Below are 16,619 nucleotides of genomic sequence, written 5' to 3'. Positions count from 1 at the left end.
CCCGTTTGTTTGTTCATTTACAGGAGATCGGACACCGTTCAGCGCATCATGAAGGCCATAAGCGATGTCAAACCCAAGACGTTGATGCTTATCGCCGATGGTCCCCAATCCGATGACCCGACTGAGCGCGTTCTTTGCAGCCACGCCAGGGCGTTGGCCATGCAGGTTGATTGGCCTTGCGAGGTGTTCACCAATTTTTCCCATGTGAACCTTGGCAATACCGTCAGGTTTTCTTCAGGGCTGGATTGGGTGTTCGCCCGGAACGAACAAGCTATTATTCTGGAAGACGACAACCTCCCCAGTCCGGATTTTTTCCGATTTTGCGACGAGCTTTTGGATCGATACGCAACCGACGAACGAGTCATGATGATCGGCGGCAGCAATTTTCTGCCCGCATCCATTAACGTTCCGGACAGCTATTACTTTACGAAAATTCCCAACATCTGGGGATGGGCCACATGGCGGCGCGCCTGGAAGCATTATGACTATTCCGCTTCACTTTGGCCTGGGTTTTGTGATTCGGGACAACTGGAAACGTATTTTCAGGATAGCGACTCCATCAGGTTTTGGCGGCGCTTTATGGAGTCTTCCTGCAGTATGGGCAACAGGCAATCTTTTGAGGGGCGCTGGATATTCACCCTTATGGCTCGAAATGGATTAGCCGTTGTCCCATCCTCTAATCTTATTTCGAATATCGGATTTTGCGATGGGGGGATCAGCGGTAGAACCAGACACCCATGGGCTGATTGGCCGCATCAAACCATGACCTTTCCCTTGCGGCATCCGCATATTTTTCTGCCGAACACCCAGGCCGACTATTATTACCAGAAAGTCGGATACGAACAGCTCCCCCCGGATATAATCGCCCGAATGGGCCCGCTCAACAAAGCATAGGCGCGGAGAGATACTTTGGAAAAAGAATTGAATTTGAATCTTGGCGGAGGCAAGTTTTGGAAAATGAACTCCTGGGTCAACCTTGAGCAGGAATTAGGCTATGACCTGTCGAAGAATTTGTTGTCCCAGATAATAGATGATTCGGTCTCGAAAATTTATACATCGCATTGCCTTGAGCATATCCCCCCCATCACCATGTTTCGGCTTGTTAGAGACTGCCGGCGGGTGCTGAAACAAAACGGCATACTGCGTATCGTAATGCCTGATTGCGAAAAATTCATTAGTGCGCTTATCAACGGCGAACGGAAAGGCGCTTTGGAAGATTACAAACTATTTGCCAAAACGCGTTACGAGTACGTCATCAATATGGGCGGCAATACAAAAGGACTGGATCTCCCTTCGCCCTACGGGCATTTCTTTTTTTGGACCGTGCATAATCTTTGCTGGGTCCTTTTGGCCGTTGGTTTTACGGATATTCATATCCAGGACTTTGGAAAGTCCGTAGACCCTGTTTTCGAGACCATCGCCGTCCTTGGGGTAAACCCGAACAACCCGCAACCCGTTTCCGGCTTTGATAATCCGAGACAGCGCTCACATTCATTTTACATCGAAGCGGTCAAGAGCTAGCGGCGCATTGCACGCTTTGGCAACCAACCGTTCGTCAAAGGACTAAAGCATGTGCGGCATTGCCGGCATCTATGACTTCAAGGGGCCCGTTAGCCAGGAGCGTCTGGATTTTTTTACCGATGCCTTGGCCCATCGCGGTCCCGACGGGCGGGGAACGCTGCTCGACGGCCCGGTGGGCCTGGGGCACCGGCGCCTGGCCATCCTTGATATCTCGGACGCCGGGCGCAACCCGTTGTGCTATGAAGCCCCGGATGGTCGCATCCTTTGGACCGTGTTCAATGGCGAGATTTACAATTTTCTTGAGCTGAAAAGCGAATTGGAAGCCCTGGGGCATCGGTTTCATACCAAGACGGACACGGAAATAATTCCTGCCGCCTATAGCCAATGGGGCGCGGACTGCCTGCTTCGTTTCAATGGCATGTGGGCGTTTGCCCTTTACGACCCGCGCGACCGCAGCCTTTTTCTCTCCCGGGACCGGTTCGGCATAAAGCCCCTGTATTACCTGATCCAGGACGGCATGCTGGCTTTTGCGTCGGAGATAAAGGCGTTTACCTGCCTCGAAGGGTATTCGCCCGCCCTCGATGACGCGGTCGTACCCATTGTGCTCAAAAATCCGGCAGCCTACGAAGGGCGCACCGTCGATACACTTATGCGCGGTGTGCGTCGTTTGCCACCGGGACATCTGTTGCAACTGGGTCCGGACGGACGTTGTGTCGTCCGTCGCTGGTGGGAAACCGCGGATCACATTCCCAAAATGCCAGCGACATACGCGGAACAGGTGGAAGGGTTTCGGGAGCTTTTTCTCGACGCCGTCAGGATACGACTGCGAAGCGACGTTCCTGTCGGCACCTGCTTAAGCGGCGGCGTTGATTCGAGCGCCGTGGCTTCGGCCACGGCCTGGCTCAACCGGCATGTGGATCGGGACGGACTGAACCGTTGCGCCAAGGATTGGCAACGGGCGTTCATCGCAGCCTTTCCAGGCACAGTCCTCGATGAGCGCGAGTATGCGGATGAGGTTGTCCGCCACGTGGGGGCGAAACCCCACTATTGGAATTTTGACAGTAATGAGGCGATCGAACACATCATCGACACCGTCTGGTCCATGGAAGAAATTTATAACGGTGTGGCGGTCCCTCCATGGCGTCTGTATCTGGAGATGCGGCGTCAAAATGTAGTTGTATCCCTTGACGGTCACGGAGGAGACGAATTGCTCGCTGGATATCCATGGTACCTGGATTGTACCATGGGCAACCTCAACAATGTTTTGTACAACGAGTTTCACACCCTCCTTCTTCCCGCTATTTTGCGAAACTATGACAGATGCTCCATGGCCCATGGCGTGGAAGTGCGTATGCCCATTATGGATTGGCGCTTGGTGACCTATAGTTTCGGCTTGCCAGCCTCGGCCAAAATTGGTGGCGGCTTTACCAAACGCGTGTTCCGGGACGCCATGGCCGGCATCATGCCCGAAAAGAACCGTCTGCGCCGTTCAAAAATCGGGTTCAACTCACCCATGATCGAATGGCTTAATGGCGGCTTGGTCCCATTTGTCAAAAAAATTACCGCTTCAAAACAGTTTCTCGATAGCCCGCACTGGGATGGACCCGCCCTGCGGCAACGCGCGGTGGGGCTGTCCGAAGCCAAAGCCTGGACCATGGGACATTGGGGGGAATCACTCTATCTTTGGACCGTGATAAATATTGTCCTCTGGCAAATGCTTTTTATTACAAGAGAGATTGATTTGGCCAAAGGATAGGAAGATGCGTATTTTTCAATTGATGACATTTTATGAACCGTGCCTTAAGCGGTTCCATCGTGAAAATCCGCAAGTATTGTCGGCAACATATGATGAACATATTCGCGCGTTGCTTTCTGATGGTTTTTCATGTGGGCATATTATTGGACCAGCTTTGAAGCAATATGGGTATGACACAGAGGTCGTCATTGCAAATTGTCGCGAGCTGCAAGAGCACTGGTGCAAAGAGGCCGGTATCCCATTCCCAAATTGGCCTGAAGAAGCGCCCAGCATCGTCGCGCGGCAAATGGAGACGTTTGAGCCTGATATTTTTTACTGTTGCGACCCCGTTAATTACGATAGTTCTTTTGTTCGACGACTTCATTCCCGCCCATCCCTGGTCATCGGCTGGCGCGCTGCGTATATTCCTCTGCAGACGGATTGGTCGCTATTCGATCTCATACTCAGCTCGTCCCCCCTATGCCGGAAGATCGCTCTTGAACGCGGGGCCAGAGAAACGGAATATTTTTACCCTGGATTTGATAAGCGGTTCTACAACTGCGAAGTAAACAGTGAAAAACAATATGACGTCGTTTTCTGTGGTACGTTTTCCGAACATTTTGTGCAGCGAACATCCTTGTTTACAAGTCTAGCCAAGGCTTCATTACGAGACGATGCCAGCTTCATCCCAGCATTCTTTATGCATATTTCCAGCAATGCGGACAATATGCCAGCTGGAATAAGCATGTACAATCATGGGGATCGCTTCGGCCGGGCCATGTATCAGATGTTGGCTTCCGGACGCATCGCGCTTAACGCCGCTATTGATTTTGCCGAAAATATCGCCCCCAATATGCGTCTGTTTGAGAGCTCCGGGGTGGGAACCTTCCTGCTTACGGAGCGGCAGCGCAATATCCAGGCGTTCTTCCATCCGGGGAAGGAACTCGAAACCTTCGCTGACGAAAAAGAGCTTCTGGAGAAAATAGATTATTATTTAGCCCATCCCGAGAAGCGGCAAGCCATTGCCGAAAAAGGCAGGGAGCGCTGCCATCGCGATTATTCCCTGGAGATAAGGGCTCGTGCTTTTGACCGCCTCGTCCGGCGCCGCATGAATCCCGTTCCGCCGCTGTCCCTCGGCGGCATCGAGGCCATGACCCGCGCTGTGAAGCAATTCGTGCGCATGGCGCAAAAAATGCGCGAAGTTGATGTGACCTGGACCCCTCCCGCCGACGTGGTCGCGTTTGTCGATGCCGCGCTTCAAGGCGTCGCGTCCTCTCTGGCGACAGGTAAAAAAGAAATGGTCACGGAGCTGTTCGCAGCCATTCAATCCCTCGATCTCTCCATTATCGGCGTAAACTACTGCGCCGCGTTGGATCTGCTAGCACAAAATGATCAGGCAGGCGCCGCCGCCGCCCTTTTCGCGGAACTCGCGGCGTTTCCTGAAAACGACAAGGCGAGGGAACGGCTTTCCCTGCTTTTGGCGTAAGGGTCACTTTTCGGTGCTGTTTGACACAAAGAAGTGCATACTTTGCAAAAGAATCCACTAACCCTTGAGGCCGAATAGTTTCTTCCACCAAGAAGGCCGAGAAAGCCTGTTTTCGGCGTGTTCCTGGTCCGCCATGTTCCCTCTTTCGACTCTTCCTGGACCTCCTGACGCGAATTTGAGGGAGATTCTCCTGGCAGCGCCCCCTGACCTGCCGGTCTTCTTCGGACCAGTTAATTTTTGAGGGTGGCTCCTGGGTTTGCGGCTCATGCCGGCCTTGAGGCCGGCTATTCCGGTCAGCCCTGTTTTGGTCTTCTCTCGCATCAGCTTTCTCACCTGCGCATCCTTTATCATTTCAGCTGGCTACCATCTTTCCCTGAGGGAGACAGCCGCCGGCCTCCAAGGGGAGGTGGATGCACAATTCTAATTGTCGCTGATGCTCAGGAGTAATTGTCGCCGATCAGGGAGGGGGCTTGGAGCCGGTCTTTTCAGGGTGCAGGGTCAGTCCGAACTGGTTCAGCCGGGCCTTGAGTTCGGCGAGGAACCGAATCGCTTCGTTTCTGTGCTGAAAGGGGTCTGCTCACGAAACGGAAAAAATTGTACGCTAAGCCTGTTGCAGCGGCCTGAACTTGTCCGCCCGGGAATGTATCCTACGAATCCAAACCTATACGCCTCCTTTGGGGGGCTTGGTCTAGCCGACGTACACTCATAATGACTAGATCAATTCAGTGTTGTGGGGCACTTCAAATATTTTCTTCCGATCAATTGATTGTATTTCTATTGATTTTGAATCTTTTGTCTGCAACAGCTTGCGAAGATGGGCATTAAACGTTGAGTATGCCAATGTCAACTTCCCCTGTGCTGCCAATTTATCGTAGATGTGCTTATTGGCGTACCCTTTTTTTGTGCATATCGAGAATCTCTATCTGGCAAGATATAAATTCTACACGGCCCATGCATCGGGCAATGCGATCTGATTTAGTCATGGTTCTCTCCTTGTTGTTTTTTATCATATTTTACGATCTGTTAGTAGTCAATGTCAACTGATAGCAGTTTATCCGATTAGAAGTGAGCGTAACCGCTTTCATTCAAGCCTATACTAGCCGATAGTGTCGCTGACAAAAAAGGTCGAAACAACGACAGCGTGCGCGAAGGCAGGACAGGTAAGGTACAAGTACCTTCCGTCCAGCCCTGTGGGACCCTGCTTACCGCGACCGATCGCATTGTTCAGGGACTCGACCACCTCGAGTACGAGCTCGCCAATGACCAACTTTGTGATAAGGCTGGCCAGCCCGTGTCCGATCCATGCTCATGGGTGTTCACTGCGCTGGCTCGAACCGGCTATTACCGCCGGCCGAAAGGCTACGTCAGCCCCGAGGAGCAGGCCGCCAAGGATGCCGAGGCCGAAGCCAAGGCGGTGATCGCCGCCCGGCAGGCCGCCGAGCAAGCCCAATTCGAAGCCTGGAGAGATGGGCTCTCGCCCGACGAGCTTGCCGATGCCCTGCGTGGTCACCCAGGCGGCCCGAAGGATGCGTGGCTGAAGAAAATTTGGCGTGATCTCCGGAATTAATTTCGGCTTATCTTCTCCCGAAATCTCCGCCCTGGTCATTGCGCCTTCGTCGTCTTCCTCCGGTCATCCCCTCTCCGAGAAGTCCTGGGACATCTCCAATCTGCACCAGAAAGCCGCCTAGGGGGCCTCTGTTGCATTTTTTTGGCTTTTCCTGGCCTGATGTAGCCGAGTGCGCTACGGCCCCGGAAACGGCCTCCTCGGGCGTTCTGGTGGGCACCCCCGGTCAGGGGAGCGAAAATTACCTTTTCTTCCCTCGCTCCCGTTCTAGGGCATTCTCCAGCCCTGGATTTCGTTTTTGGCATTGGAGAAGGGAAAACAAACGCCATTTTTGACCTTCCAGCCGTCGCCCTGGCAGCGCATGAGCCGTTGCAAATCGCCTTGGGTGGCGAACTGATAGACTGCCTTGCCCTCTTTGCTTGCGGCCCATTTGGCCAGTTCCGGCAACTGCGCGATTTCGGCCGTGACGCCATCCTGGGCGTAGCGCCAGCCGGCATACCCGCCGGCGGCGAAGAAGAGGAGGGCGGCGACCAGGGACAGGCCGACCCACATTTTCGCCCGGTCCCGGGTTACCCTGGGTTCCTCGGTCAACTGCTGGGTGATCCGTTGGCCGGCGGCCTCGGCTTTTCTCGACGCTTCTTCCAAGGCCCTGATGGACAGGCCCACGGTCTGAAGCTCGGATTTCATTTGCGCGACGTGCTTGCCCATGGCGGCCACGTCATCCTGGTGGACGGCCACCACGTCGCGGATATTTTCGAAGATTTCCTCGACGTCTTTGTTCACGGCTACACCCCTGCCGGCCACCACTTGGTGAATTTTTCCTTGTCGGCCGGATGGCACCACCATTTTTTGTGCTCGGCGTCCCATCTCGCGCCAAGAGCCTTGGCAGCGTCTTTTTCCTCAATCGGTACGTTGAGATAAAACCTCTCAGCCGCAGATGCGGCCGAATGGGGTGTGGCACCGCCAGCCCCATGACCAGGATTTCTTGGTTTTGTTTCCTGGGACTTCATCTTGCTTTCCGCCTTGGCCTTGGCGTCATTCTCGAATTTTTTCCGGCCAATGGCTTCAAATGCTCCACTCTCGGTTCCGAGCTTTTCAAACCCGGCAACCAGGATGCCGAGAATCACGTTATCAGGCTGATCCTGCAAGCCGGCTTTCCAGACGAGTCCGCCAAGTTTCATCTTGGCGCTGGCCTCTTTTTTCCTGGCTTCTTTTCTGATCTTAGCGGCTTCCTCCGCCAGCTTGGCGCGCTTCTGCTCGATTTTTTTAAGCCGTTCCTCGGCCGTCAGCTTCGCTTTTTCAGCCATGTCGAGAGCCTCCTCAAAAATATTGGAAATGAATCCTAGACCTTAAAGATAATGTCAAGGCAGAGATGAAAAAAACTTCCAAACGGCAAACGTATGCCTTAAAGCTGGAGCCGAAGAATGAGGCTACACGCAATATATGTTTTGGCAGAGCCAAAACATTGCGCCCCACTTCTGTGGGGATAAAGCCAAAAACAAAAAGGCGTTATAGCGGAAAATGGCTTGCTGCTTCGCTGGCTGCTCGATCGTCGGGAAGTCCACAGGGACATCCGGCGTCGCCGTGGCCGCCTATATCGATCGCGATAGGTACACGCGCGACCTGACTGGTGAAACCTTTGACTTCCGAGATTACAAAACGGACGAGCCTGTGCTTGCCCGTGGTTTCGAGCTTCCCCCTGGTTCACCATCATGGGACAGGCAGCGTCTTTGGGATGCAGTGGACAAGGCGGAAATAGCCACAAAGCACTTGGCCAGAACCGGCGAAGTTCGCCTTCGCTCGGGTGCCCAGCTGGCCAAGCACTACGTCTTCGCCCTGCCAAAAGACGAGCAGATCACCGACGCTCAACGTATTGAGATGGCACGGCAGCACATCCAAGAACAATTCACGGATAACGGCTTGGCCTGCCAGTGGGCGATCCACATGCAAGCGGGCAACCCGCACCTTCATGTCCTGGTGACAACCCGCCGCCTTGGGCGCGAAGGGTTCGACAAGCACAAGGCCACGGATTTGAATCCGGACTTTGCCCGAAAAAACGGCAAAAGGTTCGTCTCGGCCCAGGACCGGATCAGCGAAAAATGGGAGGCGTTCCAAAATCGTTATTTCGAGGAACGGGAGCTGGACCTTCGCGTTGATCCTCGCGGCGTCGTGTTTCAGCTTCACGAGGGCAAGGCCCGGCACATCGAGGCGTCGTGGAAGACGGCCGAGAACGAAGCCCGACTCGAAGACGCTCGACAGACCGCGCTCGTAGAGCCTGAAACGGTCCTTGAAAAGCTGACCGCCCGGCAATGCCTGTTCACAGAGCGGGAGCTCAACGCGGTGCTCAAAAAGGCCGGCCTGGAGGACATGGCTGAGCGCGAGGCCGCGAAGCAGCGTGTTTTATCCTGCCCGGAGTGCGTGAAGCTCTATGACGGGCAGGGCCAGGAAACGGGCCTGTACACGTCCAGGCTCGTCCGGGCCGAGGAACAGGCGATCCTGGAACTGACGGACCGAAAGATGCGGGAGGCCGGTGGGCAAGCTTCAGAACATGCCAGGAGGCAGGCACTTTCCCGCAAGACTCTGGACCCGGAGCAGCGGGAAGCCTTTGACGTGATGACGGCCGCAAACCGCCTTTGCGTCATCCAGGGGCGGGCTGGGGCTGGCAAGAGCTACACCATGGGTGCGGCCCGGGACGCTTTTGAGGTCGACGGCTGGCGGGTGGTGGGCTTGGCCCCGACCAACACGGTCAGCCGGGACATGCACACGGACGGTTTCCAGGAGGCGGCCACGGTTCATGCGGAGCTTTTGCGCCAGGAAAAGGCGCGTACCAACCCGCGCAGCCGAGTCAAGGCCTGGGACCGTAAGACGGTTGTTTTCGTCGATGAGGCGGCCATGCTGGATAATAGGACCATGCATCGCCTGCTGGAGCAGGCGAACATGTCCGGCGCGAAGGTTGTCATGATTGGCGACGACGCGCAGCTGGCCAGCATCCAGCGCGGAGGTATGTACACCGAGATTCGGCAAAAGACGGACCATGCCTTGATTTCACTGGTCAGGCGGCAGAAGCAAGATTGGATGCGGCAAGCCAGCATGGATCTTGCTGACGGTAAGATCAAGGAGGCCATGGCGGCGTATCGGGAGCACGATTGCATTAAGGCATCGAAGGAGCCGATTGAGGCATTGTTACAGGATTGGAAACGGGACGTCGGGCGAAATCCAGACGTGAACCGATTCATTTATGCTGGGATAAATACAGAAGTAAACAGAATAAACGACGCATGCAGCAAGATCATGCGGGATATGGGGAAGGTGCGTGGCGGGATAACATATGATTGTGAGAAGGGGGAAAAGAAGTTTCAGCAGACCATAGGAATTGGTGACAGGTTTCAATTTAACGCCACGGCGAAGAGTATAGATAAGAATTTGATCAATGGAAATTTTGGCACTGTGCAGGAACAGAGCCAGGAGCAGATCGAGGTGAGGCTTGATAGTGGCGCGACGGTTTCTTTCAATCCGCAGGAGTACAAAGGGTTTGCTCTTGGGTATGCCGGGACGGTCTATAAGGGGCAGGGCAAAACGCAGACGGACGTCTATGCTTTACATGGAGTGACCTGGAACAGCCGGACGACCTATGTCGGCGCAACCCGGCACAAGGGCGATTTCACGCTCTATGTGGACTTCGAGAAGGTCAAGAGCTTCGAGCAGTTGACCCGGAGCATGAGTCGGAGCCAGGAACGCGCCTCGACGCTTGGCTATCTGGACGAGCGCCAGGCCGACCAGGTCAAAGAACGGAGGATGGACAGGGATGGTCCGGCCTTGATGTCGTCGGGACGGTCACGGGCAGAGGAACCTTCCCTGGACGCCCTCAAGCCGGAGGTTGATCCGGAGCGCCTCAGTGCGGCCCGCGAGGTCAGGGAACGGCAGGAACGTCTTAGCAATCCGGAGAAGGCCCGGGAGCACATCCAGGCCGAGGCCAGGGAGTTGCGGGAAAAGATCACGGCCAGAGACAAGCACAAGGCCTCCATGGATAGGATGCAGCCAGGAAGCCTGGATCATCGGGCGGCCGTGAAGAAGCTGGGTAGGCTGGAAGGAAAGGAGCAGGAAGCGGACATGGCCTTGAGGAAGTCTTGCAAGGAGCTTGTGGCGACGCTTGGAAAGCAGGTCGTTAAGGCTGAAGTCGCCAAGGTTTTCGGTTTTGAAAAGGCTGGGAACGTCATGCAGCGGTGCGGTCTGGAAAAGGCGGTCAAGCACCATATCAAAGGCATGGACTACAGCCGCTAAGCTTCATGTGGCATCACGCTCGAAGCGTTTTGCGGACCTGGCCGAGTTCCTTGCAGCCTACGGGTAGATCTTGTGCTCGGGATGCGGGCCGCTGGTCTTGGGCTTCTGATAGATAGCCATCAGCCCCATTTTGCGCATCAGCCGCCGCACACGACCACGTCCGACCAAAATGCCCTGGTACTGCAAATGCAGGCGCATCTGACGTGATCCATAAAAAGGTGTCTCCAGAAACTGCGTGTCAATGAGCCGCATCAGCTCAAGGTTCGTGGACTTCTCGCCTTTGCGCTGTCGGTACCAAGTCGATCTGGCCAGTGCGAGCATATGGCACTGTCGACAAATACTGAGTCGGGGATGCTCGCATTCGACCATCCCACGCCTTCGCCCGCGACTCACCGTTTGGCGAGGGCTCGCTCTAAAAAATCCTTTTCCACGGTCAATTGACTGATCTTGGCGTGGAGTTCACGGATTTCGGCCGCGGCATCCTTCTGTACGTTAACGGCCTTCCCGGAAAAGGACGCCACCATGCCTTCCTTGGCCTGACGCTTCCAACCGGCAATCATCGTCGGATGCACATCGTACTTGCTGGCCAGCTCGGCCAAGGTCAACTCGCCGGTCAGGGCCTCCAGAGCCACCTTCGCCTTGAACTCCGCTGAAAACTTCCGTCGCTTGGACTTCGAAAACCGTCCTCCTCGCTTGAGGACTATAGCTTAACCGACTGTCCAGTTTTCCGCGACCACCTCAAAGTTTTTTATATTCTGTTGCCTTTATGTCTTGATCTGTTAATTGTTGCCGGGAGGCTTTTACAAAAACAATCCGTTCTGGATGCCAGAGGCCAAAAACTTTCGCCCTCGAAATTCCGTAATAGTCCTGGAGTCTTAAAAAAGAAGTCCTGACGATTTTCTCATAATTTTGCCTTTATGATTGCCCTAGATGTCCTCAGAAGTAACCTTTTTTTGCGGAGTTACTGTATTTATTGGTCAATAACTATGCATTAACGGCATAGTTTTGTTAAGCATTCTCGACGTTATGGACAAACTTCAGGGCCTACGAGTTTTTCAGGAACGAAGCACGCCCCAGTAAGGAACATAACATGGCCGAAGAAATTTTAAAAACCTCCCCATACGCAAATTTTGCATTTATCAGCTACTCCAGAGAAGACACTCGCAACGCCCGGTTCTTGCAACAAAAACTGGAGGGGTATCGTTTTCCCGCCGATCTTGTCGCACCCGACCACCGCCCTCCGGACAAAAAATACCTGCGCCCGGTCATTCGCGATAAAAGCGATCTTGAGGTTAATAGCGAGTCATTTTGGGAAGATATCAAGAGCAAGCTGGACCGGTCGCGCTATCTTGTCGTGTTATGCTCTCCGAGCGCCGCACTAAGCGAATTCGTGGCCAAGGAGATATGCCACTTCCTGGATAATCCGGAGAGGCGCGAGCCCATCCTGCAAGTCGTTCCCGTGATCATCGCGGGGAATCCCGGGGCCGGCGATGAGACCGAGTGCCTGCCTCCTCCCCTGTTTGAATGCAAGGAGCAGATTCTCAGCCGAAATCTGCCGAGCATGCTCCGGGATGGCGATGAAAAAGAGTCCCAGGCCTGGGAACGAGGTCTGATCCAGACCATCGCTTTTTTGCTCCATATGGACCTGCCCAAACTGACCAACCGCTACCAGCAGCAAAAACGCCAGCAATTTCAGCGAATCATCGGTGCGGCGGCCGTCTTGCTGCTTGTGTTCGCAGGCATCGCGATATTGGCCGTCTCGGCCGAACATAAGGCTACGCAGACCCTGGCCCAGGCGGATTTCCAGGAGGCGAGCCGACTGCTCGACGACGACCAACGCGAAGCCAGCATGGCCTTGGCCTATCTGGGCAGCAGCCTCAGCGTTTTTTCCAACGCGCCGGCCCGGGAACGACTGTACGGGCTGCTCTTGAACCGGTCCTGGCTTCTGCATCGTGAAACCAGTTCCCTGCGCGCTGCTGACGGCAAATCCATAGGGCAGGTTTCGCCGCGGCTCGATCTCGTCGCATCAGAATTGGGCAATGCGAAGGCGAATGAATCAGCATTACAACTTTGCACCATATCGTCCAACAACTGCACCGTATTGCAACAGAGTGAAACACCAAAGATCAAGAGCCGCATGTTCACCGCTAGCGGGGACGCCTACGCGGTGATCAGCGACACACCCCCTCAACGGTGCACGGTCTGGTCCGCATCGGACGGCCGGCGCATTGGCGGATTCGATCTGCCCGAGGGCTCAAGACTCCTGAAGCTCTCCAAAATGGGAACAACGGCTGCCGTCATGCTGCCGGATGCGTTGCTCAGGATCGTCGCCGTGTCGGATGGGCGGACCCTGCTGGAGCTTCGGCCAGGCGCCGGCAACACGTGGCTCCAATCGTTGGATATATTAAAAGAGCCGCAGCTCGACTTTGACGCACTCGGGACGCTGTTCGTGGTGGCGGAGTTCTCCCAAGAGCATGAGGATGAAAGCCAACCCGACGAGGATTTGCATTCGCGCAGCTCCGCCAGGAAGTCAACGTACCGCATTCGCGCCTTCAGATTGCACGACGGCAAGGAACTGTTCGCTACGGAAGCGGCCGGGAAGCTGGACGAAATCACCTGCTCCCCGGCCGGCGGACATGTGGCGTATGCAGCCTCGACGAATACGGCCAACGGGTGGGAGTTGACCGTCGAGCCGCTGCAGGATGGGCTCACGGGATGGCGCCAACATCTCGATCACGGTCTGTCTCGCCTGGAGTTCAGCCCCGACGGGATGCGAGTGGTCGCGGAAGTACATGGCCAAGACATCGGCGCTGGTCACACGCTGCAGGTCCATGACGCATTCTTCGGCGGCCCGGCGCAGACGACCATGCCCTTGCAAAGCCGATTGATGGGCTGGGCTTTCAGCCATGATGCGCGTCGCTTGGCCATCCTCACCATGGAGCCAGAACTGCGCATCCTGAATATTGAAGACGGCCGTGAGGTTGTCGAGCGGCTTCGCCCGCAGCGATCCGCCAAGAGACTTGCGTTCACACGGGACGACGGCTCTTTGCTGGTTTCGTCCGCGGATGAAGTCAACACCTACTTGCTGCAAATAAGCCCCGTCGCACCCCGCAGGATTGAGACGAACGATTGGCTGGCCTTTGTAGACGCGGCGGCCATCAATGATACGCATCTCGCCCTGCTGGAGTCGGACGCCAAAGCCGAAAGCGTCATATATACAATTCCATTCTATTTCTCCTCCGGCCAAGCCGCCCGGCCTGCGGCTGTCGACTCGCAGGCTTCGATTGAGTCAGAAGATCCAGCCAAGCCGTTGCGCCTGGATGGTGTCGCCAATTGTCTGTCCATCTCGCCCGATGGCCGCCTGGCCGTGGTTGGGACCGGAAACCCGTTAGCTCCCGAGGAATCGGGACGGGCTTATCTGTATCAACTCGATGCCGCCTCGGCTGCAACACCGGGCAAGTGGAAGCTGTTACAGGCCATCGACACCGCAACGGCGGTCATGGAGGCCCAGTTCAGCGAGGACGGCTCGCTGTTGGCGCTTATGGGCTCGTCGTTGTCGAAAAAGGCCTCAACGCTGTGGTTGTATGATACGGCAAATCAGACGTTTCTTCCCGAGTTCATCCGGCACGACGGCCCCATCAATGCCATGCGGATGAGCCGGGATGGAACGCGCATCGTCACGGGCGGATCCGACTATCGCATGCATCTGTGGAATGTGAAGCGACGTTCCCTGATCGGCAGCGCGAAATGCAACTCTCCGCCCCGGGTTGTCGATATGGCGGGTAATGGTTGGGTCGCGGCCGGCGCCCGATGGCCTGGCGCGCAAGGCGAACTCGTCGTGCTCAAGGCCGACGGCTCCGAGGCCTGGGACCAGCCCCGGCGATTCAACGCCGGCATTACGCATGTGGCCTTCGATCCGACGGGCGAACTTATCGCCGTGTCCATGGACAGGGACATCGAGATCCTGGATGCTAAAACGGGGCGACCGCATGCGAACACCATGACATACCCGCATCCGGTCGTCGCTATCGGCTTTGCTCCTTCCGCATCCAGATCGGCCCTGTGCGTCGCCTATACCAACCAGGGGCCTAACAACGTGACGTCCATCGACTTTCTGGATCCGCGCACTGGACGCAAGATGGGAGAGTCCTTGGAAAATGGCGGCGCCTTTCGTGCAATGAAATTCCTCCCCCATGGCTACGCCCTCTCCTTGACGACACACGCGGCGGTGCTCTCGCCGCCTCCGCCAGCAGCCGTCGCGGGCGAAAACGTGGACTTCCTCGGCCTGACAGCGCAATTGGGGGGATGGAAGCTCAACGAATGGCGAGCGCCGGAACCGTACCGAGCTACTGCGTCGCCGAGGCCGGACAGGGGCACGTCCTGGGGACGAGTCTGGGTCTGGCTGAATACGCCTGCCCAGGAGCGGACCATCGAGCCCGAGTCCACGGTGAAGCTCCTGGACCGACTCGACGCGCTCTCCAAGGGCTCGCGGAATGATGTCAGGAGCGCCCTCGACATCAAACCCGATTTTGCGCCTGCTTTGGCCGAGTACTGGTTGCAAGCCGCCCTGGAGGCCGCACAACAAGATTTCATGCGGCCTGTAAACAATAGATCGGAGGAGGAACAATACCAACGAGGAATGGAGTGGAAGATCTTCATGGCTGAGGCGCGAGGCAGTATTTTGGGTACAAATCCAAGAGCCCTGAGACTTGCCGACTTCCTGACGCAGGACGCCTGTGAGAAGCAGCCCAACTCGGCTGCGGTCTGGCGATCCCGGGCCACATTTCTGCGCTTGGCCGACCGCATGGAGGAGGCGGGGACAACCCTCGACCGCGCTCTAACGCTTGCCCCGGATGATATTGAGATACTCAAGCAAGCAGCCTTTTGGCATTTTGATCGCAAAGAATTCGTTGAAGCGCTCGCTTTGATGCATCGTGCCTGCGATTCCGTACACAATACCAAGGCAAGTTCGCTGGAATCAATCTGCTCGCTGGGGATGCTTCGAGTGGAGATGGCAGCCAAATATCGTGGTTTCAATGGGCTGGAAGAAAATATCCAATGGATTCTCTCGGAGTTGGATCGTCGCATTGGGCTGCACCCGGACGTAGACATTGACGACGAGGGGGCTAAGCAGCTTTCTCAGGTGTCAGGAGAAATAACTCAACTTTTGTGTCGTTTTTATGATGGCCCCTCTATTGCTTTGGCAGTCAACCTACATTTGGCAAATTCTCTTAGCAAAGACAAGCTAACCTCCCGCCAACAATTATACCTAGGATACATATTTGCCAATGCTGCTTGTAGCGCATTGCTTTCTATAGAAATCAACACCGCAATAACACTGGGAAAAAAAGCATTACAATTGGCTAGCGGTGAGCCTCCAATACGGGCTGCTCTAGCGCATGCGCTCCTTGCCGCAGGGAACGTGGCCGATGCCATGGAGATATACAACGCCATGCTTAAACTGGATGACGAGTACGCGGGAAGTATATCCTGGTCGCTCTATCAGGACCTCCTCCTCTTGCAGAAAAGAGGATTGCCTGTTGCCGGCACGGAATCCCTCCGCAGGCAATTGGAAAAGAAGCTGGCCGCCAAACTCAACAAGGGCGTAACCGTTGTCAGCGTCCAGGACGACAGCCAAGCCGCAAGGCTGGGCATCAAAGTCGGCGACCGCATCATCCTCTATGATAATGAACCAATTCTAGATATCAATGAATTTGCCTGGGCTCGAGGGATTGAGCAACTTGAGGCCGTGGATGCGCCGCGCACGATAACTGTCGTTCAGGATGGCAAGGAGAGAAAAATTCAAGTCCATGCAGGCCTGTTGGGTGTCGGGCTGGCGAGATAAGCCGAGCGCTCGTCCAAGCCTTGGGGAAATTCGGACGCATCGACAAGACCCTGCATTCGCTGACCTACCTTGATGACGAGGACAAACGCCACAACACCTTGCTCCAGTTGAGCCGCCACGAGCGGATCAGCTACCGCGACCGCAGCCTGGATATGGCATCTCCAAGGCCCCCGCCAAGGCAGTGGAC

General features: G+C 55.5%; 11 protein-coding genes and 1 pseudogene. 8 read left to right on the top strand and 4 right to left on the bottom strand.

From position 1 onward, the window contains the following. Positions 1 to 48: 48 nt before the first annotated feature. The 5 genes from ACMZ6R_RS04100 to ACMZ6R_RS04080 all read left to right on the top strand — a co-directional run bounded on the left by ACMZ6R_RS04100 (position 49) and on the right by ACMZ6R_RS04080 (position 6,309). Entirely contained in the window at positions 49 to 894 is an 846-nt protein-coding gene (locus tag ACMZ6R_RS04100; protein ID WP_416109611.1) for a hypothetical protein, read from the top strand. A gap of 15 nt (positions 895 to 909) precedes the next feature. Then, positions 910 to 1,521, top strand: a complete 612-nt coding sequence (locus ACMZ6R_RS04095) for a class I SAM-dependent methyltransferase (protein ID WP_416109610.1) — start codon at positions 910 to 912, stop codon at positions 1,519 to 1,521. Positions 1,522 to 1,570: 49 nt separating this feature from the next. Beyond that, positions 1,571 to 3,277 carry an asparagine synthase (glutamine-hydrolyzing) gene (gene asnB, locus ACMZ6R_RS04090; protein WP_416109609.1) on the top strand — a complete coding sequence of 569 codons (1,707 nt, stop codon included), beginning with the start codon at positions 1,571 to 1,573 and terminating at the stop codon, positions 3,275 to 3,277. 4 nt (positions 3,278 to 3,281) lie between these two features. Next, on the top strand, positions 3,282 to 4,742 hold the full coding sequence (locus ACMZ6R_RS04085; protein WP_416109608.1) for a glycosyltransferase family protein: 1,461 nt from the start codon (positions 3,282 to 3,284) through the stop codon (positions 4,740 to 4,742). Positions 4,743 to 6,033: 1,291 nt separating this feature from the next. Continuing rightward, positions 6,034 to 6,309, top strand: coding sequence for a hypothetical protein (locus tag ACMZ6R_RS04080; RefSeq protein ID WP_416109607.1), 276 nt, complete (start codon positions 6,034 to 6,036; stop codon positions 6,307 to 6,309). A 264-nt stretch (positions 6,310 to 6,573) separates the two neighbouring features. On the opposite strand, the gene ACMZ6R_RS04075 is transcribed toward ACMZ6R_RS04080, so the two are convergent. Together ACMZ6R_RS04075 and ACMZ6R_RS04070 are read right to left on the bottom strand one after the other, a co-directional pair. Then, on the bottom strand, positions 6,574 to 7,089 hold the full coding sequence (locus tag ACMZ6R_RS04075; protein ID WP_416109606.1) for a hypothetical protein: 516 nt from the start codon (positions 7,087 to 7,089) through the stop codon (positions 6,574 to 6,576). Between the two features lie 2 nt (positions 7,090 to 7,091). Further along, positions 7,092 to 7,613 (bottom strand): DUF5710 domain-containing protein, encoded by a 522-nt coding sequence (locus ACMZ6R_RS04070; protein WP_416109605.1) that lies wholly within the window; start codon positions 7,611 to 7,613, stop codon positions 7,092 to 7,094. A 277-nt stretch (positions 7,614 to 7,890) separates the two neighbouring features. On the opposite strand from ACMZ6R_RS04070, the gene ACMZ6R_RS04065 reads away from it, so the two are divergent. Further along, positions 7,891 to 10,587 (top strand): AAA family ATPase, encoded by a 2,697-nt coding sequence (locus ACMZ6R_RS04065; RefSeq protein WP_416109604.1) that lies wholly within the window; start codon positions 7,891 to 7,893, stop codon positions 10,585 to 10,587. 57 nt (positions 10,588 to 10,644) lie between these two features. On the opposite strand, the gene ACMZ6R_RS04060 is transcribed toward ACMZ6R_RS04065, so the two are convergent. Next, positions 10,645 to 10,908 carry an IS3 family transposase gene (locus ACMZ6R_RS04060; protein ID WP_416109603.1) on the bottom strand — a complete coding sequence of 88 codons (264 nt, stop codon included), beginning with the start codon at positions 10,906 to 10,908 and terminating at the stop codon, positions 10,645 to 10,647. 68 nt (positions 10,909 to 10,976) lie between these two features. Then, the gene (locus tag ACMZ6R_RS04055; RefSeq protein WP_416109644.1) at positions 10,977 to 11,291 is read right to left on the bottom strand and encodes a transposase; all 315 of its coding nucleotides are present in this window, start codon (positions 11,289 to 11,291) and stop codon (positions 10,977 to 10,979) included. Between the two features lie 386 nt (positions 11,292 to 11,677). Between ACMZ6R_RS04055 and ACMZ6R_RS04050 the strand changes: the two genes are divergently transcribed. Further along, complete coding sequence (locus ACMZ6R_RS04050; protein ID WP_416109602.1) at positions 11,678 to 16,432, top strand: TIR domain-containing protein; 4,755 nt, start codon at positions 11,678 to 11,680, stop codon at positions 16,430 to 16,432. Next, positions 16,429 to 16,545: pseudogene (locus tag ACMZ6R_RS04045) on the top strand (Tn3 family transposase); the annotation flags it as partial. The gene ACMZ6R_RS04050 and the pseudogene ACMZ6R_RS04045, both read left to right, overlap by 4 nt. Between the last annotated feature and the right edge of the window lie 74 nt (positions 16,546 to 16,619).

It is taken from the genome of Solidesulfovibrio sp. C21 (assembly GCF_047785625.1).
Lineage (GTDB): Bacteria > Desulfobacterota > Desulfovibrionia > Desulfovibrionales > Desulfovibrionaceae > Solidesulfovibrio.
The sequence above is the reverse complement of the archived record's forward strand: the minus strand, read 5'-3'. Positions and strand labels throughout refer to the sequence as shown.